General features: G+C 42.6%; 25 protein-coding genes, 2 tRNA genes and 4 pseudogenes. 15 read left to right on the forward strand and 16 right to left on the reverse strand.

Annotated features, from left to right (window positions below):
• Nucleotides 1-5: 5 nt before the first annotated feature.
• The 4 genes from AC0IYG_RS04010 to AC0IYG_RS04025 are packed head-to-tail and all read right to left on the reverse strand — an operon-like array spanning nt 6 to nt 5,191.
• On the reverse strand, nt 6-1,268 hold the full coding sequence (locus AC0IYG_RS04010) for a glycosyltransferase family 4 protein (protein ID WP_471709739.1): 1,263 nt from the start codon (nt 1,266-1,268) through the stop codon (nt 6-8).
• On the reverse strand, nt 1,265-3,088 hold the full coding sequence (locus AC0IYG_RS04015; RefSeq protein WP_471709740.1) for a heparinase II/III family protein: 1,824 nt from the start codon (nt 3,086-3,088) through the stop codon (nt 1,265-1,267). The genes AC0IYG_RS04010 and AC0IYG_RS04015 overlap by 4 nt, the downstream gene beginning before the upstream one ends.
• A complete protein-coding gene (locus AC0IYG_RS04020) occupies nt 3,085-4,890 on the reverse strand; it encodes a bi-domain-containing oxidoreductase (RefSeq protein WP_471709741.1) in 1,806 nt (601 codons plus the stop codon). The genes AC0IYG_RS04015 and AC0IYG_RS04020 overlap by 4 nt, the downstream gene beginning before the upstream one ends.
• Entirely contained in the window at nt 4,874-5,191 is a 318-nt protein-coding gene (locus AC0IYG_RS04025; RefSeq protein WP_471709742.1) for a hypothetical protein, read from the reverse strand. The genes AC0IYG_RS04020 and AC0IYG_RS04025 overlap by 17 nt, the downstream gene beginning before the upstream one ends.
• A 116-nt stretch (nt 5,192-5,307) precedes the next feature.
• On the opposite strand from AC0IYG_RS04025, the gene AC0IYG_RS04030 reads away from it, so the two are divergent.
• The 6 genes from AC0IYG_RS04030 to AC0IYG_RS04055 all read left to right on the forward strand — a co-directional run bounded on the left by AC0IYG_RS04030 (nt 5,308) and on the right by AC0IYG_RS04055 (nt 11,587).
• A complete protein-coding gene (locus AC0IYG_RS04030; RefSeq protein ID WP_471709744.1) occupies nt 5,308-6,465 on the forward strand; it encodes a Gfo/Idh/MocA family protein in 1,158 nt (385 codons plus the stop codon).
• Between the two features lie 71 nt (nt 6,466-6,536).
• A complete protein-coding gene (locus tag AC0IYG_RS04035; protein WP_471709746.1) occupies nt 6,537-7,181 on the forward strand; it encodes a hypothetical protein in 645 nt (214 codons plus the stop codon).
• Between the two features lie 92 nt (nt 7,182-7,273).
• Entirely contained in the window at nt 7,274-7,435 is a 162-nt protein-coding gene (locus AC0IYG_RS04040; protein WP_471709748.1) for a hypothetical protein, read from the forward strand.
• Nucleotides 7,436-8,007: 572 nt separating this feature from the next.
• Nucleotides 8,008-8,448: a peptidase associated/transthyretin-like domain-containing protein gene (locus AC0IYG_RS04045; RefSeq protein WP_471709750.1), complete on the forward strand. Its 441-nt coding sequence runs from the start codon at nt 8,008-8,010 to the stop codon at nt 8,446-8,448.
• A 27-nt stretch (nt 8,449-8,475) separates the two neighbouring features.
• Entirely contained in the window at nt 8,476-10,992 is a 2,517-nt protein-coding gene (locus AC0IYG_RS04050; RefSeq protein ID WP_471709751.1) for an esterase/lipase family protein, read from the forward strand.
• Between the two features lie 19 nt (nt 10,993-11,011).
• Nucleotides 11,012-11,587 (forward strand): T9SS type A sorting domain-containing protein, encoded by a 576-nt coding sequence (locus AC0IYG_RS04055; RefSeq protein WP_471709752.1) that lies wholly within the window; start codon nt 11,012-11,014, stop codon nt 11,585-11,587.
• A 107-nt stretch (nt 11,588-11,694) separates the two neighbouring features.
• On the opposite strand, the gene AC0IYG_RS04060 is transcribed toward AC0IYG_RS04055, so the two are convergent.
• The 3 genes from AC0IYG_RS04060 to ubiE form a co-directional block, all read right to left on the reverse strand.
• Nucleotides 11,695-11,769, reverse strand: a tRNA-Val gene (locus tag AC0IYG_RS04060).
• 111 nt (nt 11,770-11,880) lie between these two features.
• Nucleotides 11,881-12,615, reverse strand: coding sequence for a type IX secretion/gliding motility protein PorT/SprT (porT, locus tag AC0IYG_RS04065; protein WP_471709753.1), 735 nt, complete (start codon nt 12,613-12,615; stop codon nt 11,881-11,883).
• Nucleotides 12,564-13,286: a bifunctional demethylmenaquinone methyltransferase/2-methoxy-6-polyprenyl-1,4-benzoquinol methylase UbiE gene (ubiE, locus tag AC0IYG_RS04070; protein ID WP_471709754.1), complete on the reverse strand. Its 723-nt coding sequence runs from the start codon at nt 13,284-13,286 to the stop codon at nt 12,564-12,566. The genes porT and ubiE overlap by 52 nt, the downstream gene beginning before the upstream one ends.
• Nucleotides 13,287-13,569: 283 nt before the next feature.
• Between ubiE and AC0IYG_RS04075 the strand changes: the two genes are divergently transcribed.
• The 3 genes from AC0IYG_RS04075 to AC0IYG_RS04085 all read left to right on the forward strand — a co-directional run bounded on the left by AC0IYG_RS04075 (nt 13,570) and on the right by AC0IYG_RS04085 (nt 15,726).
• On the forward strand, nt 13,570-14,220 hold the full coding sequence (locus AC0IYG_RS04075) for a hypothetical protein (protein WP_471709755.1): 651 nt from the start codon (nt 13,570-13,572) through the stop codon (nt 14,218-14,220).
• 34 nt (nt 14,221-14,254) lie between these two features.
• Complete coding sequence (locus tag AC0IYG_RS04080) at nt 14,255-14,836, forward strand: hypothetical protein (protein ID WP_471709756.1); 582 nt, start codon at nt 14,255-14,257, stop codon at nt 14,834-14,836.
• Nucleotides 14,837-14,952: 116 nt separating this feature from the next.
• The gene (locus AC0IYG_RS04085; protein WP_471709757.1) at nt 14,953-15,726 is read left to right on the forward strand and encodes a class I SAM-dependent methyltransferase; all 774 of its coding nucleotides are present in this window, start codon (nt 14,953-14,955) and stop codon (nt 15,724-15,726) included.
• A 31-nt stretch (nt 15,727-15,757) separates the two neighbouring features.
• Here the strand turns inward: AC0IYG_RS04085 and AC0IYG_RS04090 are convergent, their stop codons facing one another.
• The 5 genes from AC0IYG_RS04090 to AC0IYG_RS04110 all read right to left on the reverse strand — a co-directional run bounded on the left by AC0IYG_RS04090 (nt 15,758) and on the right by AC0IYG_RS04110 (nt 19,854).
• Nucleotides 15,758-16,687 carry a hypothetical protein gene (locus AC0IYG_RS04090; protein WP_471709758.1) on the reverse strand — a complete coding sequence of 310 codons (930 nt, stop codon included), beginning with the start codon at nt 16,685-16,687 and terminating at the stop codon, nt 15,758-15,760.
• A 2-nt stretch (nt 16,688-16,689) separates the two neighbouring features.
• Nucleotides 16,690-17,979, reverse strand: coding sequence for an MBOAT family O-acyltransferase (locus AC0IYG_RS04095; protein WP_471709760.1), 1,290 nt, complete (start codon nt 17,977-17,979; stop codon nt 16,690-16,692).
• A gap of 582 nt (nt 17,980-18,561) precedes the next feature.
• Nucleotides 18,562-18,681, reverse strand: a complete 120-nt coding sequence (locus tag AC0IYG_RS04100; RefSeq protein ID WP_471709771.1) for a transposase — start codon at nt 18,679-18,681, stop codon at nt 18,562-18,564.
• Nucleotides 18,682-18,774: 93 nt separating this feature from the next.
• Complete coding sequence (locus tag AC0IYG_RS04105) at nt 18,775-19,005, reverse strand: hypothetical protein (protein WP_471709761.1); 231 nt, start codon at nt 19,003-19,005, stop codon at nt 18,775-18,777.
• Between the two features lie 776 nt (nt 19,006-19,781).
• Nucleotides 19,782-19,854 (reverse strand) — tRNA-Phe (locus AC0IYG_RS04110).
• A gap of 234 nt (nt 19,855-20,088) precedes the next feature.
• On the opposite strand from AC0IYG_RS04110, the pseudogene AC0IYG_RS04115 reads away from it, so the two are divergent.
• From AC0IYG_RS04115 to AC0IYG_RS04135, 5 genes and pseudogenes are all read left to right on the forward strand, one after another.
• A pseudogene (locus AC0IYG_RS04115) lies at nt 20,089-21,431 on the forward strand (4Fe-4S dicluster domain-containing protein).
• Nucleotides 21,431-22,227 (forward strand): annotated as a pseudogene (locus AC0IYG_RS04120) ((Fe-S)-binding protein). Before AC0IYG_RS04115 ends, AC0IYG_RS04120 begins: the two co-directional pseudogenes overlap by 1 nt.
• Before the next feature lie 39 nt (nt 22,228-22,266).
• Nucleotides 22,267-22,500 (forward strand): hypothetical protein, encoded by a 234-nt coding sequence (locus AC0IYG_RS04125; RefSeq protein WP_471709762.1) that lies wholly within the window; start codon nt 22,267-22,269, stop codon nt 22,498-22,500.
• 74 nt (nt 22,501-22,574) lie between these two features.
• Complete coding sequence (locus AC0IYG_RS04130) at nt 22,575-22,745, forward strand: hypothetical protein (RefSeq protein WP_471709763.1); 171 nt, start codon at nt 22,575-22,577, stop codon at nt 22,743-22,745.
• A 67-nt stretch (nt 22,746-22,812) separates the two neighbouring features.
• Nucleotides 22,813-23,295 (forward strand): annotated as a pseudogene (locus AC0IYG_RS04135) (gliding motility lipoprotein GldH).
• Nucleotides 23,296-23,297: 2 nt separating this feature from the next.
• On the opposite strand, the gene AC0IYG_RS04140 reads toward AC0IYG_RS04135, so the two are convergent.
• From AC0IYG_RS04140 to AC0IYG_RS04155, 4 genes and pseudogenes are all read right to left on the reverse strand, one after another.
• A complete protein-coding gene (locus tag AC0IYG_RS04140) occupies nt 23,298-23,450 on the reverse strand; it encodes a hypothetical protein (protein WP_471709764.1) in 153 nt (50 codons plus the stop codon).
• A 91-nt stretch (nt 23,451-23,541) separates the two neighbouring features.
• Nucleotides 23,542-23,778 (reverse strand): AI-2E family transporter, encoded by a 237-nt coding sequence (locus tag AC0IYG_RS04145; RefSeq protein WP_471709765.1) that lies wholly within the window; start codon nt 23,776-23,778, stop codon nt 23,542-23,544.
• A 58-nt stretch (nt 23,779-23,836) separates the two neighbouring features.
• Nucleotides 23,837-24,046: pseudogene (locus tag AC0IYG_RS04150) on the reverse strand (AI-2E family transporter); the annotation flags it as partial.
• Nucleotides 23,946-24,437: an AI-2E family transporter gene (locus AC0IYG_RS04155; protein ID WP_471709766.1), complete on the reverse strand. Its 492-nt coding sequence runs from the start codon at nt 24,435-24,437 to the stop codon at nt 23,946-23,948. The gene AC0IYG_RS04155 and the pseudogene AC0IYG_RS04150, both read right to left, overlap by 101 nt.
• Nucleotides 24,438-24,878: 441 nt before the next feature.
• Between AC0IYG_RS04155 and AC0IYG_RS04160 the strand changes: the two genes are divergently transcribed.
• Nucleotides 24,879-25,169, forward strand: coding sequence for a hypothetical protein (locus tag AC0IYG_RS04160; RefSeq protein WP_471709767.1), 291 nt, complete (start codon nt 24,879-24,881; stop codon nt 25,167-25,169).
• Nucleotides 25,170-25,364 lie beyond the last annotated feature (195 nt).

The following is a 25,364-nucleotide window of genomic DNA, read 5'->3' on the forward strand; positions in this document are numbered from 1 at the left end:
TCCTGTTATTGATTGATCTGAGAGAGCATTTCAAGCATATTTTCAATGTGTTGCAAGTATTTCACTGCCAGGCGTTCACGGTTGAAAAATTGTCTGGCATAAGCTTCGCCATTGCGTCCATGAAGCGCTGCGAGATCCGGATTTTCGAGATATATTAAAACCTTTTCAGCAAAATCTTTCGCGTTTTCCGGCTCAATGTATAATCCGGCATTTGCTTCCTCAATCAACTCTCTGGATAATCCATCAATGGCCAGCAAAACCGGTTTTTGGCAGGCGAAATAATCAAAGGTTTTATTGCTGTAAATGGTTTTAAAAATATCAGCCTTTTTCAAAACCGACGTTCCTGCATCCGCGGCGAGGATGTATTTGAAAATCTCTGATTTAGGAACCGTATACATGAATGTAACATTGGTCAAATTCCGACTCTTAGAATCTTCAACCAATTTGATCTTTTCCGGCCCATCACCGATCAACAGAAAATGCGCCCGACATTCCTTTAACATTTCGGCAGCATTAAGAAGCTGGATCAAATGATTAGCAATCCCATGCGCGCCTACATATATAATGATAAAATTCTCGTCCAGTCCAAGCGACTTTCGGAATGCATTTCTGTTAAAAACCTGGCTCAGTTTATCTGAAATTGTAAAATCGGCAGCATTAGGAACGAGCCAGATTTTAGCTTGTTCAACATTCTTTTTATTGATCAAAACAGTTCTGAACGCAGGAGTCAGCACATTAATGGCCTTTGCTTTTTGATACAACAGCTTTTCGAGCCCAAATGCCGCCCTTATCAATGGCTTATTCTGTAAAACGCGCGTCTCCACTGCCGATTCCGGCCACAAATCCCTTATTTCTAGCACGAATTCAGCCCTCTTAATTCTGGAAATCACCAATCCCGAAATGCCCACAAACAACGGCGGCGATGTAGAAAGCACGACATCATAATGATCTTTCAAACAAAAAGCACCACCCCAAATCGACGAGAAAACAAAAGAAAACTGCGACCAAAGCCTTTGTAAAAAGCTCTTACCGGTGAATTTGGCAACATAACACCGAACGACTTTTACGCCATTCCGATTGATCCTCGTCTCAAAGTTTTTCCAACCAGGCGCTGGATTTCCATTCATATAATGCGAGTTTCCAGCCAAAACCGTCACCTCATGTCCGGCTTCGACCCATATCCGGCTCATTTCATTCCAGCGCGAACCGCCGCCATCGTCATCTTCCAAAAAATATTGATGGATCAAAAGAATATGCATCGGCCTCATATCGCACTTTTCGCTTGGATGACGGTGCGGATCACATTTCCAAATGAAGAAAATTCAATTGCTGAACATTCAACCTTCTTTCCGTATGTTTCAGAATACCAGCCTGTTGTTTCTTTAACTTTAATATTATTGCCGCACGCATCCTCAGCTGTGATGTCATAATGTTGTAAAAAATCCGGATGCGGATGCCAGAGCTGGCGCATAGGCAGGTTTTGGGGCAAGTTTTCAATGCGATCCTCAATGATCCAATGCAATTTTCCTTTTGATTTAATGACCTTTCTTTGATGCCTTATTCCTTTCCCTAATTCATAAAATCCTTCAAACTCAGCGTCAATCTCGAATGAATCAATGTGTTCTTTCACTGTGGTATGCGCTTTTCTGATCCAGTGAAACCAAATGAAACGCGGCCCTTTTTTCATTTGGTCAAAATCTCCCAGCATAACCGTATTGTGTGAAGCGGTGCCGGCAAAATAGCGCTTCCATTTTTCATCCGTATTATATGTGAATGAACCAGCGTCGCGCATCACATTCACGCCATTCGCCCACATGTCCACATGCAGATTATCCGCCTGAAAAGGCCGGTCATTATAAGAGCCGCACCGCAAAAATGTTAAAGTAGAACCATCCCGAACGATGTAATAACCGCCTTTTTCAAAGCTTTTCAAGGAACTTGGAGTTAATGTTTCGTGCTGAGAATGTTCACTTCCAATGCGGAGAACATGTTCAAGCGCATCCAGCTGAGGCCGGAAATCTCGAAAATGACTTTCAGTTGTTGGAAAAAATAATGCGCCGTCATTATTGCCATAATTGGGAAGCCAGCCAGAAAGCTCATCCTGGCAACTGCGTAGAAAATGAAGGGATTTTCGTGCGCGGTCATAAATAACGTCCGCCCATTTTTCACCATTAAGCGTTGCAAAATGAATGGCCAGCGTCAGCAATTGAACAGCAACGCGATGGTAATTCATGGAAAATTGCAGGAATGTGCCGTCTGAATAAATCTGGTAAGCAATCTCCTCTTCAAACCATTTCTTACCATTGCTTTTCCACTGCTTACTTTCCGGAAAATGTGGAAAACAGGCGCCTGTGAGATACAATGCAAGCGTTTCGGTAAGTGCGTGATTATTTCTCACAGCATTGCGGGAGAATTTAATGTTTGTAGCAACATGCCGCATTTGATCATAAATGCTCTGAACAATCTTTTGAAAAAGCGCCTGAGAAAGTGTTTTAGAATGTTTGTAATAATGTAGTGCGGAAATCCAGTTAATAACGCGCAACGAAATTTCCTGGCCGCAGAGCCAATTTGGGCCGCAGTTCACCGGATTTTGGTCGATCCAATCATTGACCAGCGCGAAAACAAGCTGCGATTGATCTTTTTTAAAATGAAAATCATAACGCAAAAGATCATACACAAAGCAGAACCTGGATCTTTCCCAAACATATTTAATATCGCCAGGTTGCTTTGAAAGCGTTGGGATTTTGCTCCAATGTGTGTTTTTATCATAAACAAATCCATTCTCAGGATTCGTATGCCAATCATTAACCGTTCGCCATTGATCGTGGAAATATAAAAATCTGTTTTGGCTGATGTGTTCCACACGTTCTTTTAAACCAGGCAATGTCTGATCAAGCGTTATCTCAAAAGTCGCAGGGTCGGCGGAAAAGTGAATGTTGTGTTTCAACCAATCTTCCTTTGCATAATGCTTCAAAAGTTTGGTCGAGGTCGGAAAACGAAATTCAATGAAACCGGTTCTGATCTGAATTTCGTGCCATATTTGAAACAAAACGTATCGCAGGCCCATATTTCGCAAAAATCCGATCATATCTGAACCCAGGTTTTCAATGTCAGACTTTCCAAAGAGGCCAAACTAGCTGCCGCTGAATTGACAATTTCACGGAAAGGGATTAAAGGTTCGCCCCCGTTCCTGACAGCTTGCATTAATGACACAAATGCTTCCTTATGACCTTTGTTTTGCGCAGTTTTTATTTTACTGAATCCTTTGAACCCGAATCCGGTCAGCGTTTTGAAATCATCCAAAATCAATGTTCTGCCGAGCGAATAAACTTCGATCCGCTCTTTTGGGTAAGCTGTATGCCCGTTTGAAAAATAATTAATGACACCCGTTGAGCCATTCGCACATTTGACTATAATGCTGGCATTATCGGTCGTTTGTGACGGATTACGCTCCATCGCATTCATACAAACGGCCGTGATAAGGCTTCCTGTCAGGTAAATGATCAGGTCAATGAAGTGACAAGCTTCGCCAAAGATCCTTCCGCCACCGACGGCTCTGTCGTTAACCCAGGCGTTTTTGGGCACTGAACCTGCGTTTACGGTGATCACCACGTTCATCATGCTTTGGCCTAGCAGCGCTTTCATCTTTTGAGCGTGGGGCGAGTGCCGTCGGTTGAAACCGACGGTTAGGCTTGGGGTTTCGTTGTGCTGATGGGCGTTGATTAGTTTGTTTAGTTCTTGTTGGGTTAGGGCGATTGGTTTTTCCACAAAAACCTTTTTGCCGGCTTGCAGCGCCTGGATGGTCATGCTTGCATGGAGATCATGCCTTGTGGTGATCATGACAAGATCCACCTCAGCATCATCCAACATGGTTTGGTAATCGGTTGTGGCGAACGGGATTCCGTATTTTCTTGCCAGGTGGGCAGAGGAAAAGCCTTGTGCGCTCGCAATGTATTTGATGCATTGATCTTTGATTAAAGGCAACATGGTCATGGTCGTAAAATGACCCGCGCCTATAATGCCAATCACGCCTTTGCTTCCTTTAAATGATCTTGTAAAAAATTCTACCAAGCGCCTGCTGGATGGCTTAGCGGCATAATTAAGCAAAATGGCAACGGTTTCGGAAGCGTCCAGCTTGGCATAAGCTGTCTTATACTTTGTAAGATCTATCCTGTCGCTTATCAAATAAGTGGGAGCCAGATCGCCCGAAGAAAGCAATTGAAGGATTGCCTGAAAATTCCGGTTTTCCGTCCAGCGGACATATGGAAGCGGATAATCGACCCCATGCTGCTCATATTGTGGATCGTAACGACCAGGGCCGTAGGAACACGCAACCTGAAAAGTCAGCTCTTTATGATAAAAAACGGCCCGGTCCAGCTGTAAATCAGCTGTGCCGACCAAAACAATTTTCCCGCGCGTTCGGCACATTGCCGCCGCCTGAGCAATAACCTGATTGGATTGCGATGCGCTGGCAATGATCACTGCATCAGCGCCCATTTCATTTGTTATCTGAGCAATGTATTTTTCAGGATCAACTGATCTCGGATCAAATGTGTTGAAACCTTTTGATGCAGCAATCGCTCGTCTTTTCTCATTAGGCTCAATGCCAATCACATGACATCCATTAATTTTCAGCAAATCGGCAGTCATTAAGCCCACCAAACCCAGCCCGATCACCACAACTGTTTCACCAATTCCGGGTGAGATTAACCTGACTGCATTTAAAGCAATGGCCCCGATCACTGTAAAAACAGCAGCTTCGTCACACACATTTTCAGGCACTTTTGCGACGAGGTTCCGGGGAACGCAAACGATTTCGGCATGCGGACCATTACTTACAACGCGGTCACCCACCTGCATATCATGCACGCCATCACCCACTTCCAGCACATGCCCTACATTGCAATATCCGAGCGGGAGCGGCTGGTCGAGCTTGTGATAAATTTTTTGGATTGTTGGGGAAAAAACCGTTGGAACGGATCTTATTGATGGCCAGTTTCACTTGTGCTGGCTGCAATCGTGCTTTTTGTAGTAAACTGGCCTTCCCGAAGTTCAGGAGCATTCTTTCAGTCCCGGAAGAAATGAGACTTTTGTGCGTTTGAATGACCACGCAGCCCTTTCGGACCATCGGAGCGGGCACTTCCAGTAACAGGGTTTCCCCTGTCCGGAGGTTTTGGACAAGCTGCTTCATGAAATATAGTGTGTTATTGAGTGCGGGAAATTACAATGTTAAAAGCAATAACAAAATTTTAATATTTTTGATAATTACAATTCAAGTAAAAAAAGCAAATCCAGCTGATTTAAAGCATGAAAAAACTGAATATTGGAATCGTAGGTTATAAGTTTATGGGTCGCGCGCACAGCAATGCCTGGAAAAAAGCACCGCAATTTTTTGACATGCCCGCCACGCCCGTTTTGAAAGCAGCATGCGGAAGGCATGAAAGCGCAGTGAAGGAATTTGCAGATAAATGGGGCTGGGAAGAAACCGAAACAGATTGGAAAAAGCTTGTTTCCAGGCCGGATATAGACATTATCGACGTTGCATTGCCGCAAGATCTGCATTACAACGTTGCCCTCGCCGCTGCTAAGGAAGGAAAACATATTTTATGTGAAAAACCGCTTTCGATGAACAGCAAACAGGCTGAGGAAATGTTGAAAGTGTGTGAGGATAACAAGGTAAAACATTATCTGAACCACAATTACCGGAGAACGCCCGCTGTTTCTTTTGCCAAAAAAATGATTGATGACGGGAAAGTGGGACGTATATTTCACTGGCGCTGTGCTTATCAGCAAGACTGGATCATTGACCCAAATTTTCCGTTAACCTGGCAATTACAAAAAGAATACGCGCAAGCCGGACCGCAATGGGATTTAAACTCGCACGCCGTTGACCTGGCGCATTATCTCGTCGGGGACATTGCTAGCGTTTCTTCCTTAACAACGAATTTTATTAAAAACAGGCCTATTGCAGAAGGTGGTGAAACGACGGGAAATCTGACTGCCGGCAAAGCAGGCAGCGAAATGGGCGAAGTAACCGTTGAAGACGCCGCATTAATGATGGTCATGTTCAAAAACGGCGCAATCGGATCGTTTGAGGCTACAAGATTTGCAGCAGGCCGCAAAAACAGACTTTCTTTTGAGATTTACGGAAGCAAAGGCAGCCTCTGTTTCGACCTGGAAAGAATGAATGAGCTGCAATATTTTTCACGCGAAGACGAAAGCGGTCAGCAAGGCTTCCGGACGATTCTGGCAACCGAGGCTGCGCATCCTTATGCGGGAAACTGGTGGCCGGCAGGGCACATTATCGGTTACGAACATTCATTTGTACATGCCGTCGTGGATTTCGTGAACGCGATTGAAAATGACACAGCGATCAAACCCGACTTTTCAGACGGGCTAAAAATTATCCAGGTTTTGGAAGCTGGTTTGGAATCTGCAGCATCCAAGCGCCAGATTGATCTCTAACATTGCCAGGCCATTTTTAACAAATAAATTTTCAAAAAATGAATGCGTATATAGTAAATCGTTTGTTAAAAATGGCCATTAGGATTTGTCTGGTTGTCGTTCTGTGTCTGGCTTTGTCAGTGAACATGAATGCGCAAAATGTTAAGTCTGCTCAAAGCATTTTCAGCCGGCAGAACCTCATCGCGTGGTGCATTGTGCCATTCGACATTAAGCAAAGAAACCCGACTCAGCGCGCTGAAATGCTTAACAAGCTAGGCATAACAATGCTCGCTTACGACTGGCGCGAAAAGCACATTCCTACTTTTGAGGAGGAGATTATGCAGCTTAAAAAGCACAATATCAAGCTGCAAGCGTTCTGGTATTACTCCGGCCCTAATCCTGAAAATGACAAAAATTTCGCCACCATTATCGAAGTTTTAAAGAAGCACAATGTTGAAACCGAGATCTGGTGCATGGTTTCGGGCATGAAAGGCCTGGACGAAATGTCGCAGGAAGAGAAGGTCAAAGCAGTTGCCAAGCCGGTTGCTTATATTGCAGACAAAGCCGCTGAGATCGGCTGCAAAGTTGGCCTTTACAACCATGGCGGCTGGTTCGGAGAGCCTGAGAATCAGCTTCAAATCATTGATTACCTCAAAAAACCAAACATTGGGATCGTCTACAATTTCCATCACGCAGAAGAGCATATTGAAACATTCCCACAGTTTCTCCCAAACTGATTCCGCACCTGCTGGCTCTAAATCTCTCCGGCCTCAAACAAGGGAATCCCGTAAAAGTAGTTCCCATCGGCCAGGGCGATGCGGAGCTGGACATGATCAAAATCGTCAAAAACAGCACTTACAAAGGCCCTGTCGGCATTATCAACGAAGATACCGCCCCTGATGCAGAAGTGGGGCTAATGCTTAATATGGATGGTTTGAAGGCGATTTTAGAGAAATTGGGAGATGAGGCTGCGCTAAGCAGTTACCGCTAATCTTACCGATCACTTTTTCATACACACCGGCTGCTAATTGGATAGCTTGTAAGGAGCAAATATTTCTACCTTCCTCACAAGTATTTATCATCCAACCAAAGCGCCTATGTTTTACTTGTACGAAAAGATTAGCCTTCCGACCTGCATACGCCCGCTGTAAAACCGGTTGTGTTAGGTGCTATGCCATTATTTTAACAATTATAGCCCTGCTTTCAAGCTGCTTTCACAAACAAGAAAGGACTACAACAGTTTACGGAATGGTCACGGATCAGAATGGTGAACCGGTTGATAGTATTTTGATTATAATGAGTGGCCTGCGATTCTATCACTCCACCAATTTGTCAAAGGTTTACTCAGACAAAAATGGCAATTACAGCATCATAACGGATGTTTCGAAAAGGTTTGATGCGGTTGATATTATCATCCCTTCTCTATCAGAAAATACCAAATTCATGAAAAGTTTTGAGGGTTACTCTATCAAAAAAGACGGAGTTTCCACAAATAACTGCTGCACTGCCTCCATTGGCGAAAAAACAAAATACGATTTTCAATTAATCCCTAAATAACCGGCCATGAAACAGAGACAAAAAACCCTCAAATTGTTAGCAAAGCGATTTTTTCAAATCCTCGTGCACATCGCGTTAATCGTTCAGCTAAACAGCTGCTTCCTCAAACAAGACCGGACAACGACGGTTTACGGGACGATCACGGATCAAAATGGTGAGCCGGTTGATAGTATTTTGGTAATGATGACCGGTCTGAAATTCCATTCTGCGACAGTTTTACAAGAAGTCTATTCCGATAAGAATGGAAAGTTTGAAATTGTCACAGAAGTCCCCAAAAAATTCAGTGCAATAAATGTAGAAGTGCCATTTCTTCCAGTAAAGAATCCAAAGTTTGAAAATCATTACGATGGCTTTGGGGTAAAAAAAGATGGAGTTTCGACAAATGATTGCTGCACCGCCGCCATTGGCGAAAAAACCAAATATGATTTTCAATTAATCCCAAAATAATTATCTATCATCTAATCATACACTAAAATGCAACACCTTGCCGCTTACGCGAGGAGAGGACGCTATTGTCTTCTTCCAGCCCTTCTTTTTGTCTTTTCCATCACATTTGCCCAAGATTACGAGCAGTTACGACAGCAAAAACTAAATAATCTGGATCTGTCAGGTCTTGGCCAAAAGCTATTTCTAAACATTGGATTAACGAATCAAAATGAAATCAATCACTTCAAAAACCTAAGCAAAAAAGATACATCACTTGCCGAACCAGTGTCGGCAGAAGAATGGCAAAACCTTTATGATCGCTTAATAGACACGGATCTCAGGCCTGCAAATACCCGATTGCCTAAACTAACTTCATTAATAGAAACGGACGCTGCCAAATTAACGAGCAGCAACGTGGTACCAATCGGGATCATGAATCTGGAAGGCATTTATCTTTCCAATCAGGAGCTCGAAGAAAATGAAGCGCGTAAAAGAGCGGGGCGTGTCGTTGATTTCACTAAATATGAAACGGTCCGGATTGTTTCTGCTGCGGTTTTACAAGAAGACCTTTACCAGGCGAAAGTATCTTTTTACCTCAATAAACCACTCCACATCAGCAATCATGCTGATCAAGTCACATCTTTCCAGATCGATTTTAATGATGGCGCAGGCTTCAAAACTTACCCCGTCACAGATCAACTGATTTTACATGAATTTCAATCCGTTGGTGAGCATCACATTAGCATTCGCTTTTATGCAGGCAAGGTCCGATATCATTTTAAAACAAAGGTGAATGTGAAACAAATGATGCGCTATCCGTACGAAGAGTTTGATGTCACAGCAAAACCATTTTTACCTCATTCCTTTGGATCCGATTCAACTGCCAGAACGGCGCTTGTTGGGGGAACCATTCGCATTATCAAAGGCTGTGACGAGATTCTCGATAAGCCCATCATCATTGCTGAAGGTTTTGATATGGGGCAAGATGTGAATCTCGATGCTATCGAAGCAAATTATCGAGATCCGCTCAACCAATTTTTAATCGAAGGTTATGATCTGGTGCTGGTTGATTATAATGACGGCCGAGCAGCTATCCAAGATAATGCACAAATCCTGAAAGCAGTTATTGAGCTTATTAACACACAAAAGACTGGGAACGTTGAATCGATTGTAATTGGTGAAAGCATGAGTGGATTAGTTGCAAGGTGGGCACTGCGTGAAATGGAAAATGCAGGACAACCGCATCACGTCCAGCTTTTAATGTGCTATGATACGCCGCATCAAGGCGCAAATGTTCCTGTTGGTGTAACGCAAATTGTTTATGATGCAAGCCCATCACTAATGAGCAATGTTATCTTAAAGTTTTTTGCCAAAACATGGCGTAATTACTATCTGGCGCTGAGCACACCCGCAGCAAAACAATTGATGCTTCACCAAGTAGGGTATCCAAATCTTGGCAAGAAGCATCCTGACTTTGACAGCTTTCGCACTCAACTTACAGCGCTTGGCAATGGTGGTTACCCAGTTAACTGCCGTAACATTGCTGTGACACATGGCAGTATGAATGCGGGTGACCGAGCCCTTTTTACCGATTATAACTACGGCAGCAGATTATTACTAAGCTGGACACCTTACTTGCTTCAAAATACCAATATTGACATTCATACAAATGATTTGAACAAAAATAACAGTGTCTTTAAATTTGCTTCGTGGGGTGTATTGTCAAAAAAATTAGGTGTAAACCGAAAGTATACCAGCACTTTAAATGACGACTTTCTTCCTGGCGGAAGATCTGCTTTTGGTGTTCCAAACAAGTTATTTGGGAAGAATAAAACGCATTTCGAATTTTGTTTTGTTCCAACATTTAGTTCCGTAGATTATCAAGGTCCACGAGTAACACAAGTTCAACGGGAGCTACTTAATATTACAACAATAAGCTCATCTGACTCTCCGTTTGACGCAATATATGGTGGCCAAAATCCAAACAATAATACGATTCACGTATCTACCCAGAGAGTGAACTGGACAGCAATCGGCCTCGCAGAAAACCTGTTAATCGGTGACCCGGCTTGCCCCGCCCTTCCAGTCCCGCCGATCCCAAACATCACACAATTCAACACTTGCTATCCATTCAGCGAAAAACGAACAACAGAGGATAACACAGCGAACATTACCGTTTCACTGAAAAACGCTTCTAATGGTCAGTATGTGCATAACTGGACTGTTTTGCCTTCCAATCAATATTTTACCACAACGGGTGATAACATCACTTTCCAGGCTGAACGGGTGGATCATTATGAGGTTATTTGCGTTCGCACCTATCCGAATCGAAGGGATTTGAGCTCGACGTCTACGGCGACCATATGGGTTTATGATTGCAACAGTGGCAATCTTCCAGCTCAACCGGAAGAAGATGAACTGGTGTTTGCCGATGAAGCGGATGTTTGGGAGGGTGATTTCTTACTGAACAACTGCAGTAGATTCGCTGGCTGTATTTGCGCACTTTTATCCGGGATCAAACACATTATATGCCTCGCTTCAAAACGGAACATTTATCCCCGCTAGCCAACTGAAAGCACATGGCATGTTCGATGAATTTGCGGCACTATTTGCCGAAATCAATCCTGATAATCCACTTCCGGTTCATCTGGTAAGATTTGAGGCAAAAGCGGAGTCCGGCCACGGGGTGCTAAGTTGGAGCACTTCCAGTGAAATCAACAGTGACAAATTCATCATTGAGCGAAGTGAATCCGGTAAAGATTGGGCTGAGATTGGAAATCTTAAAGCAAAAAACCATAATGCTGAAAGGTCAGAATATGTTTTTCAGGATCAGAACGTGAAGCTGAAAACTGCTTATTACAGGTTAAAAATGATTGACACGGACGGCACTTTCGCTTATAGCAAAATTCAAATACTCAGATTCGCTGGTGCGCAACCTTCGGTTTTTCCAAATCCAATAGGAAATGATGGATTACTGCGATTAGCAAATGGCGCTAATGTTACGAACATTGCCGTTTTCGACCTGTCAGGAAGGAAAATGTATGAAAAGAATAGTGCGGCGGAACAAGTTAATTTGGAGAAATTGCCTGGTGGAAATTACATTATAAGGATCCGATTGAACGATGGCACGGAGACCAGTCAGAAAGTTGTGAAGAAGTAAATGGGAGTTGAGGGATTCGAACCGCGCGGCGGACCGTCCCCGACCCTCTGCTTGTAAGGCCATAAAATGAAAAAAGAGCACTGATTTCTCAATGCTCTTTTCTTTCGTGGGAGTTGAGGGATTCGAACCCCCGACCCTCTGCTTGTAAGGCAGATGCTCTGAACCAACTGAGCTAAACTCCCTTTTTCCCCGTCGTTTGGGAGTGCAAATATGTAGGACTAAATTCTTCTCTGCAACTTTTTTCGGAAAAAAAATTTAAAAAAATCACAATCCCTTGAAGATCAGGGCACATTTTATTCGAAATTTAAATACAATGTTACCGTATGTGTCGACAACCGATTGATTCCTTTGCCTAATGAGTTTTTTGCCGGCTGGAAAGCATTTGTCAGGCCATGAGAAAAGCGCAATTCCGGTGCAAACTTGAAAAACTCAAAAAATTGTTCGTAACCGATTCCGTAATCAATCGAAACGTCGCTCGATTTTGTGCTCAGCTGTCCGCCGCCTCCGCCACGATTTCGCTTTACATTCGTCTCAATTCCGAAGGTTACACCCGCCAGCATATACATACGCGAATTCACACGTCTGAGCGACTTATATTTCAGCAAAAGGGGCACTTCTATCCAGGTCGATTCGCGTTTTTCTGTTTTGTCCGTGCCATTCGGATAACTGAATTTGACAGCGCGGTCGTAGAGCGAAACCGAAGGCGTTGTCCGGAGATCAAAATGATCGGTCAGGAAAGCATTAATAATAAAACCCATCCGAAAAGCCGCAGAATTGGGCGATTGGATCACAAAAGCAGAATCCGAAGACACGAAATCGTTGCTATGCTTAATATTGAAGCGGGTAAATGGCACGGCAAACAGGATCCCGTAATGGATTGGCTTATCGTCATAAAATTCCAAATGACGGCGCCTGTAACCTATTCCTTGTGCACTAATTTCCTGAACTGCCAGCAACAGCACAAGGATGCTTAAAATTACTTTTGCCCTATGTAAATTGAACAAATCCCGAAGGTAAGTGGTATGCATTTGGTATTAATAAAACCTGCTTTTTTATAGATTTCAAGAAATGCCTCCCCATCCGGAAACGCCTGAACAGATTCGGGAAGATAGGTGTACGCTGAGCTGTCCTTTGAAACGGTCTTACCGATCAGCGGTAATATATATTTGAAATAAAAATTATAAAACTGCTTGAACGGGAAACTGCGGGGCTTTGAAAATTCCACCACCACACAAGTCCCGCTTGGCTTCATCACGCGGTTCATTTCGGTCAGTCCGGCCAGCAAATTCTGAAAGTTGCGTACTCCAAACGAAACGATGATTGCATCGAAATAATTGTTATCAAAAGACAAACTTTCCGAATCGCCGCTTTGCAATGTAATGATGTCCTGCTTGCCCAATTTGGCTATTTTTTCACGCCCAACGGCCAGCATTCCCTCAGAAATGTCGACTCCAATGATCTTTTCAGGCTTTAACGCAAGCGCTTCTATGGCAAAATCGCCGGTGCCCGTGGCAATGTCCAAAATGACTTTCGGCGCTTGCTTTCGAAGCAGTTTAATGGCACGTTTCCGCCAGTAAATGTCAACGCCCGCACTCAGAAGGTGATTTAGCAAGTCATATTTCGGCGAAATGTTGTCAAACATTTCCGCAACCTGCTCTCTTTTGCTTCCGTCTTTGTCCTTATAGGGTACTACGCTCATCTTGCTTTATTGTTAATACAACAATCAACAAAACTAACAGATAAAAAATTGTTATTCGGGTTACCATTCAATGTAATTACTGCAATACGATTACCAAAACCGGAAATGTGCGTCTAAATGAAGAATCATTTTAGGACTAACAGCTAACCGGTTACCGATCATGCCAAAATGCTTGCTATCACTGCTTTTCATTTTCCTTGTATCAAATGCACTTGCCCAAACGCGAAAATCAGCTTCTACGAACGGGATAAGCAGAAAAAAGGCATACGACCGAACTGAATACATGCCTTTTTTGATAAGTGTGCATGGCGGATTAACGCAGTTTTTTGGAGAACTGAATGATCAGGATATGCAGGGTGTTTTTGGAATGACCGTTGGGCGCTCTGTCAATAAACATGTCATTTTGCAGCTTAATGTGTCGTCAGGAAAGCTCGGCGGCGAAAAAATTCCTTTCTTCAACTCCTGGTTTGAAAATGAATTTAATGCTGTCGATGTCATTGCGAAATGGGATTTGACAGAACAAATGAGCCACCAAGAACCTGGTAATGCGCATTTCAGCATTTATGGCGGGCTTGGGCTTATTCATTTTAGTGCAAATGTTTTTGATATTGATAATAATAAGCTGATACGCTTCACAAACAGCCAGCAGAGTGCGCGCAATCCGCTTTTTCTGCGCTGGGGCAAGCCAAAGAGTCTGGCTAAAATCAAGAAAACGCGGGAAGGAATGCTGCCACTGGGCACTTCTGTGGATTATCGGCTGTTGAAACATTGGGATATAGGCCTGGATTACCGCTTCTATTTCGTGCGGACCGATAAGCTGGACGCCACCTCGGGACAGCGTTTAATCAATCCCGAAGAAAGCGAATCTTACAGCGATACGCCGAACGACAAATTCAGCTTTATTGCAGTCACATTGGCTTACCGGTTTCGTTAAACCACTTTTTGTTTGATAAAAACGCATTAATATAATGACTTTCAACAGCGTAAAATATAAGCTCTATCCCACACTGCTCAATCGATTTGACCGATACGAAAAGGGCTATATCAATGAAATTGACTTGATTAACAGCATTAACCGCCTGCCTGTGCCGCAAACGGAAGCACAACGAAAAGGCGTGTCCTTTGAAGATGCCGTGATTAAAGGAATCGATGAAGAAGAATTTGATCCGGAAATCCTTTCACGGGTGCGCGCACTCCTACCGCGACCCATGCTTAAAACGCAGGTTTATTGTGAATATCAATTGGATGATGTGCTGCTTTACGGCTACGTCGATGTGCTTGGCAAAATGGTCGCAGTGGACATCAAAACAACGAGCAATTATACACCCGGCTGTTACGCCATCAGTCACCAGAATTTCTACCTCCCCGCATTACGCGCCAAAGGCATCCGCAGCCTGCGCTACGTAATCACCGACTTCAAGGATGTTTTCCAGGAAGAATACGATCACACCATCGATTTTTCCGAACAAACACGTCAGATAAAACTCTTTTGTGAATTCTTGGAGATGCACCGGTCGGAGATTACGGATTTGCGGGTGTTTGGGGGGTAATTTTCTCGTTTATAATCACTTGTATATAGGATTAGTGATATCAATTCAGTAACGTTGCATATACGTACTCAACATGTCCTCATATTCGCTATGTGTAATCATACAAATCAAAGAACATGATAGACGTTATCAAAAAACTAATTCCTAACAGGCTAAAAAAGGAAGCTAAATTAATTTTACACAAAGGAGACAAGTATATCTGTCCAATTTGCAACTACTCCTCCAAAGACTTGGCTCCGATCGGAGCAGATGCTCCTATTTTAAGCGAAAAACAAATTGTTGGCGGTGGCCGAAGATTTGCCGGATGTTACAATTGCGGTTCATCCGACCGCGAACGGCTTATTTATCTCTATTTAAAAGACAAGCTTAATATTTTTACGGCTGATAAAAATAAAAGCATTCTGCATATTGCACCGGAAGAAAGCCTGACAAATACAATCCTAAAATTCGGCTTCAAACAGTATGTCTGCGGTGATCTTTTTACAGAAGGCTACCAATATCCCGGCCACGTCGAAAACATTAATGTTCTTGACATACCCTATGATGACAATACATTTGACTTGATCATTTGCAATCATGTACTTGAACACATTGAAACAGATGTGCTAGCGATGAAAGACCTTCGTCGTGTTCTTAAAGTAGGGGGAAAAGCGATTTTGCAAATACCGATTTCAAAAAATACCACTAAAACAATTGAGGATTTTTCAATAACAGACCCAAAGGAGAGAATTAAAATCTTTGGACAGTTTGACCATTGCAGAATTTATGGTCAAGATTATGAAAACCGTTTACAGGAAAGCGGATTTAAAGTAAACAGAATCAACATCTCCAAACAATATTTAAAACACGGTGTAAATATCGAAGAAGATATCTTTATCTGTGAAAAATAATGGTACGTAGGAGCAAGCGTATTTAAGACTTTTAAATTAATGACTTCAACTGTTCATTAATTACTTTTGAAAATACCCTTGCCCCTGTACTGTTCAAATGGTCCTTATCCTTCCACATTGACGCTTGTTGCAAGACAGGCATCTTTCTCACGTCAGACAAATCCAGTAGATTGTTTACACCTGCTGCTCGCATTGCCTCAAACAACCTCAAATTTCCCTCCTTATTGTATCTAAGATTTCGGTAGAAAGGCGGAATAATAACTACCAGCTTAATATTGTTGCGACTGCACAATATAACAATATTTTTTAGCGCCTGAATCTTTTTATCTGCGAAAGAAAACTGCGTTTTACTGCTCGATTTCTTTAATACTTTTGTTGAATCCATACTGATATTAAGACCAACAAACCCGGTGTTATCAGCGATCGAACCTCTTTTAAAATAATTGTAAAGAACATTCAGACACTTACCATTAAACCTATACATATGAATTAATAGTTTGAACTTCTCTGAATAAGAGAGGTAGCTGTTTAGCAGCTCGCTTTGCTCGGCAAAAGGATACAATGGCATAGTCTCATTAGCTATTTGGATTCCATTATTTCTAAATTGATAAGCATCTGTTTGCAAAACGATTACCTTGGGAACAACGCGATTTTTGATCAAAATATCTAGTAGTATACTATTGTAGATTACCGTACCAACTCCATTGATACCAGCATTATAGCCATTGCCATTGTAGAGTTTGGTTAACGCACCAGGATCAATCTGGTGCTTTGCACGTGATGAGCCGAGAATAATAAAGTCAATACTTTTCTTCCTTTTCAGCAGATAGTTTAAAGATCCACCCGATTCGCCAGACAAGGTGTGATCAAATAGTTTTGTCTTAAAAAAATACGCGGCCATACGATCCAGCAATAAGAATACGAAGGTGAAAAGTAATAACGCTAGTAGGATTTTCTTCATAACTAGAACTGAAAATATATGAACTGGCTTCCGTTAGAATTACCTAATAAAACGATGCAGAAAAGTACTGTTATCGAAAAAACCCAGACCAGTTTAGAACCTCTGGTGCTTTGCAATATCATTTCAAACGAATATTTTCTTAACAATAAGTACTCCACTATAAAAAGCAGAAGTATGCCTACCATCATCGAACCAAAGACATTTGTATCTAAAAACTGAAATTTTGAGCTGTTAAAACTGAAAAGAATCTTGTTTAGGATCGCGACTGCCTGATGAAAAGTGATGGAACGAAAGAATATCCAAGAAAAGGAAATAAGGGTAAATACATAACCAATCCTAAACAGCTTACACACAATATTTGCCGGTCGATATTTTGGCAAACCGGTTGCTTTTTCAATGCTAAGGTATAATCCATTCAGTCCACCCCAGATAACAAAATTCCAGGAAGCTCCATGCCATAAGCCCCCGAGAAGAAACGTAAGCATCAAATTTTTATAGGTATTTAACTTGCCGTGCCTATTTCCCCCAAATGAAATATATAAGTAATCTCGCAACCATGATGACAAGGATATGTGCCATCGTCGCCAAAACTCAGTGATATCTTTCGAAAAGTAGGGCAAAGAGAAGTTTTCACGAAACTTGAATCCCAACATTCTGGCTATACCAATTGCCATATCAGAATAACCCGAAAAGTCACAATATATTTGAATTGAAAAGAAAATAGTTGCTGCAAATAACATGGATCCAGGGTGCATCTCGTAGTTGTTATAGGTTGCGTCCACGTAAGTACTTAAGAGGTCGGCAACCACAACCTTCTTAAATAGGCCCCAGATAAATCTATGAAAACCAATAAAAAAATCGTCATAAGATATTCGCTTGTTGTTATTCCGGAGCTGCGGAATAAGATTGTCAGCCCTTTCTATCGGACCTGCAACCAATTGAGGAAACATCATTACAAAATTTGAATAGATTAAGAGACTTCGCTCCGCCTTAATATTTCCTCGATAAACCTCGATTACATAGCTCAAACTCTGAAAAACATGAAATGACAATCCAATTGGCAATATAATGTTCCAACGGCCCACGGAGTACAAACCGATTTCATTAAAATTATCGATAAAGAAATTGTGGTATTTGAATATAAAGAGCACAATGCAGGTGTTGACAACGCCTAATATTAAATGCAACTTCTTTGATTTTGGCGAATCGTGTTCCTCAATTTTAATTGCGGCAATATAGTCAATGATTATCGTCAAAAATAGGATAAGCACATATGCCGGAATAAACCACATATAGAATACGCAGCTCGCAATGAATAGCAGTATTTGCCGCGATATTCCCTCCAGGGCATAGTAGAAAATGAAAATTACTATGAAGAAAATTAAGAAATCAATTGAATTGAATATCATGTTAGCGTGTGTAAATTCTGAACATAGAGACAAAAGCTATACTTCAAGCCCTTCATTTTGGGCTATTGTAGAAGAAAAATTTATGGGTGAACATTTACAAGGTAATAAGTATCTCTAACTAGAACTCATCCTTTCCTGGTTTACTGCAAAAAAAATATTAAAAACAGTATTGAGACAATAATGAAAGCAGAAAACTCGCGGACGAAGTGAGATGGCAGGAGAAATCTTTCAGCCGGCTTTTATGATGTTTTCGTCATGAAGGTATCTATGACGGCTTTGGAGGAACAGAAACAAATTGGATCGGCAGCAACCGGAGTATCCTTCGCAATAAAAGCATTTGATGTGGTTTCCAAAGTTCGGTTAATACGATTCGACATTTTAAAATGCTTATATCGGCTGCTGTTGGACGATTTTATAGTTTCGGTGGACAACGGATCAAGACCAAATGTTGTGGAGCAACGTGGATTAAGCATATAACTGAGTTAGGCGATAAAGGAAGAATTCGACATTACGAACTCCTCGAAACTGACTTCTAAAAGCTTTGACCTTTGCGTTGAAGGATTCGGCGGATGCATTGGTACTCATGTTATACTTTTGCTGCTCAATAGCATTGTTTTCCAAACCACGGCTTCCCAGCGGTGTTTTGTGCGGATTTCTTGCAGAGCTTCAATAGCTAACCTATGTACGTGAAAGCGGTCCGCTGACGCGCTGTAGCTCGCGGAAAGCATCGCTTGTCATGCTACCGGCCATATCCAAGGTGATTTCAGTTACTTTCTTTCGCAGGTATTTGGGGATTTTGCGAAGGACCTCAATAACCGTTTCGGCCTTGGTGCCGGCAACAATGGCCACTATACTTCCCCACCCACCTTTGGCAGCTTTGTTTGTAAGAATTGTATAGAGTTCACCCACGGTAGGGGCTGGTCTCGTCAATGAGAGGTGAGAGCCTATGTTTTCAGAGAATAACAGCCATTTCTTTGCATGACTTCTTTGGATACACTCTGAAAATGACGGTATCTGCGCAATAGATCCTTACCATTGACTCAATAAAGACGGCCAACACTCCAAACATCATTAGCCCTCGTATTCACCAACCGCTTTTAAAAAAGCGGAAAACTCACATGTCATCCGAGTTCCCTAAGCTACCTGAGTCCAGTCTCAATGAACAACTTTCCCCGTCTAAATATTGAGCCTTCTACGACGTTTGATCTGAAAAAAATTTCGTGACCGCATATGGGAGAATCCTGCAATGAAATGGTCGGGAAATAACCTTTCGAGAGTAAGTGTGCCTTTCTTGGAACATCTTCCGGATAATTTTTCTCTTCCAAATAGACATGGTAACGTTCTTCTGACCTCTATACATGGGTCAGCAGGTAATTGTCAATTATAAACTCTGGTAAGATTAACTCAATAAGTGGCAAGAAGCTCTCCAAAACAAATAGCCCTGATAAAAAATAACAACCTAAAAAATCCTAGCCCTCAACAAGTTTTTGATTTGATCCTAGACAACAGCAAGATTCTAAATGCCTATTCATCGCCATTGTTGTTTTACATTCTTAGAATTTTTCGGTATTACAAGTGAGATGTTCATGATGAACTAATGCCTTGAAGCTCGGTGTAAGCCTTAAGCTTTAGTAAAAACAATAGGAAAAAAGCCGCTGCGATTGCTCGTAACGGCTTTTAAGTTGTGGTGATGGACGGAATCGAACCGCCGACACAAGGATTTTCAGTCCTTTGCTCTACCGACTGAGCTACATCACCAGGCTCAATTGGTTCCCTTTGGGACTGCAAAACTAGAAGTTTGGTTTTGCTTTACAAATTATTTAGTAAAATATTTCTCAATTTGTTTGCCACAGCAACTTACTCACCTGATTATCTACATTTTACATTTTCAGGCTCATATTTTATTTCAAAAACATTGGCACCAACTCACATTTTTACCATATTTGTTAAGGTATGCTTGGCATACTAATGGCGGGTTTAAATGATTGAACAATGGCGATAATTCAGCAAATACTATTCATAGCCGTTTTGGCAGCGGTCGCCTGGCTGGCTTATCAAAGGATTACCTTGATCCGGTCAACGATCTACTCGGGAAGCCGGAGGATCGCTCGGATAACCCTGGCGAAAGGCTGTCAATGATGCTTCGCATTGCGTTTGGTCAGAAAAAAATGTTTGATCGACCTTTGATCGGTGTGCTGCATTTTGCGGTTTACATTGGTTTTATCCTCATCAATGTCGAAGTGCTGGAAATTGTGCTCGATGGGATTTTGGGTAAGCACAGAGTTTTTGCTCCGTTTTTAGGCGGCTTCTATCCCATATTGATTGGTTTCTTTGAATTTCTGGCTGTCGGTGTTTTGCTCGCCTGCATTATTTTTCTGCTTCGGCGGACTGTCACGAAAGTTGAGCGATTACAGCCCGTTCGCCACCGTGAACTGAACGGCTGGCCTGCGTTGGATGGGAAGCTGATATTGGTTTTTGAAATCGTTTTGATGATCGCCATTCTGACGATGAATGCGGCGGATTTGGCGTTGCAAGACCTTGGAAATCCACATTATCCGCAGACGGGCGACTTCCTTTTCAGTCAATTTTTGAAATCGACTTTTGCAGGTTGGAATGAAAATACGCTCGTTATTTATGAGCGGTTTGCGTGGTGGTTTCACATTATCGGAATCTTCGTTTTTGCAGTTTATCTGACTTATTCCAAGCATTTGCACATTATTTTAGCTTTTCCTAACACCTATTTTGCACGCCTGACACCGAAAGGAAAGATGAATAATATGCCGGAAATTACGGCGGAGGTGAAAACAATGCTGGGCATTGAAACGGCGCAAACGGGAGAAGCAGCAGTAATTCCTGACCGGTTTGGTGCAAAAGATGTGCAGGACCTTTCCTGGAAAAACCTCATGGATGCTTATTCCTGCACGGAATGCGGACGTTGTACAGCGGCTTGTCCGGCCAACATTACGGGCAAAAAGCTTTCTCCCCGCAAAATCATGATGGATACGCGCGACAGACTCGAAGACGTGGGCAGGAACATGCAGAAAAACGGCGGACAGTTTGTCGATGATGGCAAAAGCCTTATCGGTGATTATATATTGGTGGAAGAAATTAATGCCTGCACAACTTGCAATGCGTGCGTGCAGGAATGTCCGGTGCTGATTAACCCGCTAGATATCATTCTGCAATTGCGCAGACATAAGGTGATGGACGAATCGGAGGCGCCGGCGAGTTCTGGAACATGATGTTTCAAAAACCTGGACACCAATCAGGCTCCATGGAAATTTTCGCAGGGCGACCGTTTTAACTGGGCCGCTGACCTTGAACCGAAAGAATAATGAGCGAACTGACATATAAAGTGCCGACGATGGCCGAAATGGCCGCCAATAATGAAATGCCCGAAGTTCTTTTCTGGGTGGGCTGCGCGGGTTCGTTTGACGATCGTTATAAAAAAGTGACGGTTGCTTTTACGAAAATCCTGAATAAAGCGGGCGTAAAGTTCGCGGTTTTGGGCACGGAAGAAAGTTGCACGGGCGATCCGGCACGGCGGGCGGGCAATGAATTTACATTCCAAATGCTGGCTATGTCCAACATCCAAGTGCTGGATATGTACGGAATCAAGAAAATTGTGACGGCTTGTCCGCATTGTTTTAATACATTAAAAAATGAATATCCGGAGCTGGGCGGTAATTATGAAGTAATCCACCATTCCACTTTCTTGCAGCAGCTTATTGACGAAGGCCGTGTGCGGATTGAAGGCGGACAAACATTCAAAGGCAAGAAAATCACCTTTCATGATTCCTGCTATCTGGGTCGTGCAAACAACATTTATGAAGCGCCAAGGCACGTTTTAGAAGCATTGGATGCCGATTTGGTTGAAATGAAACGCTGCCGGACAAAGGGCTTTGCTGCGGCGCTGGTGGCGGGCAAATGTTTAAAGAACCGGAGCCAGGAAAAAAGGACATTAACATTGAACGAATTGAAGAAGCGCTCGCGACTGGCGCCGAGACCATTGCGGTCGCTTGCCCGTTTTGTATGGTAATGATGACGGACGGCGTCAAAAATAAAGAGCAGGAGCATTCCGTTAAAGTTTATGACCTCGCGGAACTGATTGCGCAAGCCGAGGGGTTGTAATGCCAGGCCCTACTAATTATTCTCTTAGATTATCGCATTATGTACATTCCTTTTAGTGATATAGATCTCCAATCGCGCGTCTGGATTTACCAGGCCGACCGCAAGCTGACGGATGAAGAAGTTGGCGTCATTACACAGACATTGAAGGCTTCGCTTGACAATTGGGAGGCGCACGGCAAACCGCTGACTGCTTCGGGAAAAGTCTTTGAACATCGGTTTGTTGTAATTGCGGTTGATGAAAACGATGAGTTGCCGAGCGGCGGCTCTCATTGACAAATCTGTGCATTGGATTCAGGCAATCGGGGCGAGTATGCAGATCAACTTTATGGGATCGCTCTGTTGCATATTTGGGACCTGATAATGAGATTGATACAGTTCCTGTTCCTAACATTAAGCAAGCCGTTACGGATGAAATCCTGTCACCGGGAACGATCATTTTTGACAACCAGGTTTCAACAAAAGCACAGTGGATGAACCATTGGAAAAAAGAAGCTTCTACTTCCTGGCTTAACCGTTAATTCCGGCCAAAAATCCAGCGTGTAAGTTTTAATGTTAGTTTTGTCACTTTCAATAATAAGCGCTCGGATGAAGTTTTTTTGGTTAGCTTCTGTTGTATTTTTTGGTCTGATCCTGTCAGGTTGTGACGAAAATATTGTTTATAAGGCGCATGAAGACATTGATGACGGACTTTGGTATATCAAAAATAAGCCGACATTCAAGGTTGAAATAACGGATACGACGGCAACTTACAACATGTATTATTTGCTTCGTAACACGCTTCAATATCCCGTATTATAATCTTTATTTGACCAGAAGTTTCACAGGTCCCGATCAAAAGGTCATTTCAAACACATTGGAAGAAGTTTTTTTGTCCAATGAAGCCACCGGCAGGCCCTACGGCCACGGCTTGGGGGATCTATTTGATCATAAAATCCCTTTTCTAAAAAATTACAGGTTTAAAAGATCGGGAACTGACACTTCCACACTCACCCAATCCACGGCCGACAAAATCCCCTTCCATTCGTGATGAGCGTGGGGATTAGCGTCGAAAAAGTGGCAGTTAAATAGTGTTATGAACCTGGATTTGTCTGGGGCGGAACAGGCATTCCATCCGGACGTTTGCGGGGCTTATTGCGATATCTGCGGTAAGGCTTTTTCTTAAATTCTCTTTCCTGCATGTCCTCTTTTTCCATCACAGCATTATCTTCCGTAACCTCATGCACTGGAGCTCGCCGAGTAAAAATCCGTAAGGCTCCATGCTCGGAATGGTGTCGAAAATCACTTTCAAAATCGCTGTAACCGGCAATGCGAGGATTAATCCCGAAAGTCCCCAAAGCTGGCCGCCCAAAAACAAGGCAACGATCGCTTAGCCAATGGATTAACACTCACCTTGGAACCGACAATGTTTGGCGTGATAAAATTTCCTTCCAAAAACTGCACAAAGCTCATTACTCCAATTACCCCCAATGCATACCAGGGCGAATCCATGGTTACAACAGCCAAAAGGGCCGGAAGCACCGAGCCGATCAATATGCCGATATAGGGGATCAAAATCAAGAATCCAGCTAAAAAACCGAAGAAGATCGCATGAAGGAATTGCAAGAATGAGCAAACCAATGCTGTTCAAAACACCCACGATTAGAATTACTAAGAACAACCCGGAAAGATAGCTCTGGATCACCTCGTAAATTTTCTTTAAAGGCGCGTTTAGTGACTCATTAGGAACATTTGTTATCGCCTTGTGAACAAATCTTCTGAAAAAGTCGCGATAAAGCAGGAAGAAGAATATGTAAAGCGGGATTAATATAAATGTAGAAATAGCGCCTGTTGTGGTCACGAGCGTGTTCCAGCAGCACCGCCCGGCCTTCACTTAATGGATTGATTAAATATTTTTTACCCTCACTAACCTGCTGACTTCTGCTGACATTGAGATAACGCTCACCCATTGTAAGCGTTTGATCCAGAATTGTTTCTGCTTTTTCGGTGATTCTCGGCAGTTCTTCGGCAAAGCTTCCTATTTGTAAAGAAACAACATATAAGAGCACGACAATTACGACGAAAAGGGACAATATACTGAGCAAAATGGATCCTATACGCGGCACGCGATGTCTTTCGAGCCAGGCACAAACCGGATGCAGCAAAATGGCAAGTAAAATGGAAAACGCAAGCGGAATGATGGTTTCCCGCAGGGTCAATGAAAATGTAAACAATCGCAATCAATGCGACTAGTGTGCTAGCCAGTTTCAGGTAAAGAGGGGTTTCTTTATCTTTGTTTGGAAGAGGACGTAAAGCTGAATTCATGAATAAATTAATGTATCTGTGGTTTGCTGTCAAAACTGTATTCTGTACTTGCCAGCCTGATCATAAGATCAACGATTTCAAGAAAGTACGTGCTCATTACAAAATTAATAAAATAGGCAAGCTTCCCATTGTCGCCTCTGAAAGTCGCGGGACTTGCAAAAAGTCCGGTTCCTGGCCTGTTCCTTACCCACAATGATAGCGGTGGAAAACCAGCGCTTTATGAATTCAGACTCCTCCGGCAAACTTGTTTCTAGACAAAAACCATTCCCAATGCTAAAAACATAGATTGGGAGGACATAACCCAGGACGAAGATCAGCATTACTTTATAGGCGACTTCGGCAATAACGGAGTGCCCCGGAAGCAATTTGAAATATATAAATATGCTGATAAAGAGCGTTCTACCGAGAAAATATCTTTCCAATATGCTGATCAAAAGTCGGTGGATCGACCTGATGGGAAACCGGTTTTTGACGCAGAAGCGATGTTTTATTATAGAAAGAATCTGTATTTGTTTTCCAAGAACTGGGGCAAGAACAAATTTGTAAAGCTTTATCAAATGCCTTTCGAGCCCGGAAATTATACTTTGCAAGCAAAAGACAGCATTCGCATTAATTCACAGGTTACGGCGGCAGATGTCTAGTCCCGATGGTAAAACATTTGCATTGCTTACTTATGGTAAAATATTACTGTTTGGGATCACTGAAAACAGCATTGATTTCAAGAATGAGCGGCGCACGAAAAACGCGAAAGCGTTTCACGATAAATGCGAAAACTAGAGAACGGACAATGAGAGGCTCGGTTAAATACCGCTTGGAAAACCAACGAAGAACATACA

Source organism: Dyadobacter sp. AC419, from assembly GCF_979253085.1.